Source organism: Devosia sp. (assembly GCF_040509215.1).
GTDB lineage: Bacteria > Pseudomonadota > Alphaproteobacteria > Rhizobiales > Devosiaceae > Devosia.
This window is the reverse complement of the sequence record NZ_JBEVLL010000350.1, coordinates 1-3,767: the sequence shown is the minus strand read 5'-3', so window position 1 is coordinate 3,767 and position 3,767 is coordinate 1. Positions and strand designations below refer to the sequence as shown.

Sequence of the window (3,767 nt, the reverse complement as noted above, 5' to 3'; positions counted from 1 at the left end):
AGTGGCATTGCTGATGCAGGAAATGCGCCGTCTCGATCGCGACCGCCATGCCACGAAACGGCACCGGCCTCTCGATTTTTCATGGCCGGATATGAGACCATGCCAATACGAAAATCACACCAGAAACGCGAATGCCCGGCACAAGGCCGGGCATCAGGAATGACAGGTTCGACTGAAGGCGACGTCGCCTTAGATGCCCGACATCATGATGTATTTGATCTCGACATACTCTTCCATGCCGTGATGCGAGCCTTCACGACCAAGGCCGGATTCCTTCACGCCGCCGAACGGCGCGACTTCCGTGGTGATCAGGCCCGTATTGACACCGACCATGCCGGACTCCAGCGCTTCAGCGACGCGCCAGACGCGACCGAGATCGCGTGAGTAGAAATACGACGCCAGACCGAACGGTGAGGCGTTGCACATGGCGATCACGTCGGCTTCATCCTTGAAGCGGAACACGGGCGCCAGCGGGCCAAAGGTCTCTTCCTGCGACACCAGCGCATCCGGCTTTACATTGGCGAGCACAGTCGGCTCGAAGAAGGTGCCGCCCAGCGCATGACGCTTGCCGCCGGTGACGACCTTGGCGCCGCCCTTCACAGCATCCGCGATGTGGCGTTCGACCTTTTCGATCGCCTTCTCATTGATCAGCGGCCCCTGGGTGACGCCCTGTTCGGTGCCATCGCCGACCTTCATCGCTGCGACCTTCTTGGACAGTTTCTCAACGAACTGGTCGTAGATGCCGTCCTGCGCGTAGAGGCGGTTGGCGCAAACGCAGGTCTGGCCCATGTTGCGATATTTCGAGACGATCGCGCCCTCCACGGCCGCATCGATATCGGCATCGTCGAACACCACGAATGGCGCATTGCCGCCGAGTTCGAGGCCGAGCTTCTTCACGCCGACCGAGGCCTGCTTGTAGAGGATCTTGCCAACATTGGTGGAACCGGTGAAGCCGACAAACCGCACGGCGGGATGCTCGCAGAGCACCAGACCGATCGACGACGCATCGCCGGTGAGAATGTTGAGCACGCCCTTCGGCACGCCGGCGCGCTCGGCGAGTTCGGCAAGAACCAGCGCGGACAGCGGCGTTTCATTGGCGGGCTTGAGCACCACGGTGCAGCCTGCGGCCAATGCCGGCGCCACCTTGCGGGTGATCATCGAATTCGGGAAATTCCACGGCGTGATGGCGCCGCAGACGCCGATCGGCTGCTTGATGGCGAGCAGGCGGGCATCGGCGCGCTGGGTCGGGATGGTCTCGCCGTAAACGCGGCGTGCTTCCTCGGCGAAGAACTCGATATAGGCGGCGCCGATATCCACCTCGCCCAGAGCTTCGGCCAGCGGCTTGCCCTGCTCTGTGGTCAGGATCAGCGCGAGATCCTCGCGATTGGCGATGATCAGCTCAAACCACTTGCGCAGGATGTTGGAGCGCTGCTTGGCAGTGAACTTTGCCCAGGCGGGGAAAGCCTTCTCGGCCGCTTCGACGGCCTGCGTCGTTTCCTTGGCGCCGAAATTCGGCACCTTGGCGATCTCGACAAGGTTAACCGGATTGGTGACCACGGTCTCGCCCGTGCCGACCCAGGCGCCGTCGATGTAGCACTTGTCGCGCAGCAGCGAGGGGTCTTTCAGGCGGGCGGCAAGCGAGGACGAGGTCGATGACATGGGCTATTCTCCTGCAGAAAATGTCGCGGACGTATAGCCGCGGAACAAGGCAGGAGTACAGGCCCGATTGCCCTCACGCTGGGAATGGCAGCTATCGGGGCGGCAAATCGCCTGCAATCAGGCAGCACCGCGCATATAGGTCTCTCGTCGGTCGATCATCCGCTCAAAAGCAATCTTTGCGGTAGCGCGGCTGGAAGTCGGGAAAGTCCGATATTCGAGCTCTGGCAGCATCGCCGCATCCCGGCGCCCGAACCACGAAATGAAGGATTTCGGCGGTGCCGAAATTTTCGCCAGCGCCTGCGCCAGATTGTCAGTCGCCTCGAACGCAAACAGTGCGCCCGTCTGGGCAACCCGGATTTCGAACAGCCCGGCCCCGATTGGCGCCTCGATGATTTCGCCACGCGATGCGCGGGGATAGCGCTTCCATTCGGTCCAGTTCGCAATCATTGGTCGTACTCCGCAGCCCCTGCGCTGCATCTGCCATACTCGTTAGTGTCGAAAGGCGCTTGCACGTTCAGCTCGATTTTGAACATAGCTGCGCCGGTTTTGTTCCGGTGGGGATCGCGTGATCGCCTCTTCAACCCAGATGGGTGCGCTCAGGCGCCGAAACCAGCGCATTTTAATCACTTCAAAGAGATCTCAAGCTTTCGCATGGCGTTCGAAAGCCGGTAGCATGATCAAAATCAGAACTTGAACGCCTCTTGGGGAGGATCTCCATGCCATCCAGCATCGATATCGACCGGATCATGCAGCAGGCCTGCGACAGCGGCGCCATACCCGGCGCGGTTGTGATGGCGGCGACGGGCGATGAGGTCATCTATCAGGGCGCCTTTGGCAGACGCGACATCGGCAAGGATGCCGCGATGACGACCGACAGCGTGTTCTGGATTGCCTCCATGACCAAGGCGATCACCGGCACGGCTGCGATGCAGCTGGTCGAGCGCGGCCAACTGTCGCTGGATGCGCCGATCGGCGAGGTGCTGCCTGACCTCTCGGCCATCCAGGTGCTGGAAGGCTTTGACGCCGACGGCGAGCCACTGCTGCGCCCGGCACGGCGCCCGATCACGCTCCGGCAGCTCCTGACCCACACCGCCGGCTTCTGCTACGACATGATGAATGCCGATATGGGACGGTGGCTGGAAAAGACCGGAACGCCCGTCTTCCGCACCGGCCTTAATGCCGCGATGCGGGTGCCGATCATGACAGATCCCGGCACCCGGTGGGAATATGGCACCAATATCGACTTCGTCGGCAAAGCCGTGGAAGCGGCGAGCGGGCAACCGCTCGATGTGTATTTTCGCGAGCACATCCTCGGTCCGCTCGGGATGTCCGACACGGCCTTCAAGATCGGCGATGCGCAACGCCAGCGATTGGTGAAAGTCCATCGGCGGAGCGCTGATGGCGCGCTTGCGCCAATGGATTTCGAAATCAGGCAAGACCCGGAATTCTTCGCCGGTGGCGGTGGGCTGTATGGTACCGCGCCCGACTATATCAAATTCACGCGGATGATGCTGAACAAGGGCACAGGCAACGGCCACCGCCTGCTGCAGCCCGAGACCGTGGCGCTGATGAGCGAGAACCACATTGGCGACCTCCATGTCACGCCGATGCTGTCGGCGCTGCCGGCCGTCACCAATGATGCAGAGCTCTGCCCCGGCATCGATAAGAAGCACGGCCTGAGCTTTGTGATCAACATGGCTGCCACACCCGAAGGCCGCAGCGCCGGTAGCCTGGCCTGGGCCGGACTCGCCAACACCTATTACTGGATCGACCCGGTACGCGACGTCACCGGCGTGATCCTGATGCAGGTGCTGCCCTTTGCGGACCGCACCTGCCTTCAGGTATTTTCGGATTTCGAGCGCGCCGTCTATGCGGGACTGGATGCGAGGAAAGCAGCGTAACGTTACGCCGCGCTCTTGTCGGCCACCTGCAGCACGCCGCGGCGAATCTGATCTTCCTCGATCGATTCGAACAACGCCTTGAAATTGCCTTCGCCGAAACCATCGTCACCCTTGCGCTGGATGAACTCGAAGAAGATCGGGCCGATGGCATTCGCCGAGAAAATCTGCAGCAGCACCTTCGTCTCGCCACCCTCGACCACGCCTTCG

At 61.6% G+C, this 3,767-nt stretch carries 3 protein-coding genes and 1 pseudogene; 1 reads left to right on the top strand and 3 read right to left on the bottom strand.

The window, feature by feature from the left end; genetic code table 11:
• Positions 1 to 189 precede the first annotated feature (189 nt).
• Positions 190 to 1,659, bottom strand: a complete 1,470-nt coding sequence (locus ABW043_RS19860; protein WP_353922933.1) for an NAD-dependent succinate-semialdehyde dehydrogenase — start codon at positions 1,657 to 1,659, stop codon at positions 190 to 192.
• Positions 1,660 to 1,776: 117 nt separating this feature from the next.
• On the bottom strand, positions 1,777 to 2,106 hold the full coding sequence (locus ABW043_RS19855; RefSeq protein WP_353922932.1) for a hypothetical protein: 330 nt from the start codon (positions 2,104 to 2,106) through the stop codon (positions 1,777 to 1,779).
• 269 nt (positions 2,107 to 2,375) lie between these two features.
• Here ABW043_RS19855 and ABW043_RS19850 point away from each other — a divergent pair, with 269 nt between their 5' ends.
• Entirely contained in the window at positions 2,376 to 3,560 is a 1,185-nt protein-coding gene (locus tag ABW043_RS19850; RefSeq protein ID WP_353922931.1) for a serine hydrolase domain-containing protein, read from the top strand.
• 2 nt (positions 3,561 to 3,562) lie between these two features.
• Here the strand turns inward: ABW043_RS19850 and ABW043_RS19845 are convergent.
• Positions 3,563 to 3,767, bottom strand: a pseudogene (locus ABW043_RS19845) (4-hydroxyphenylpyruvate dioxygenase); the annotation flags it as partial.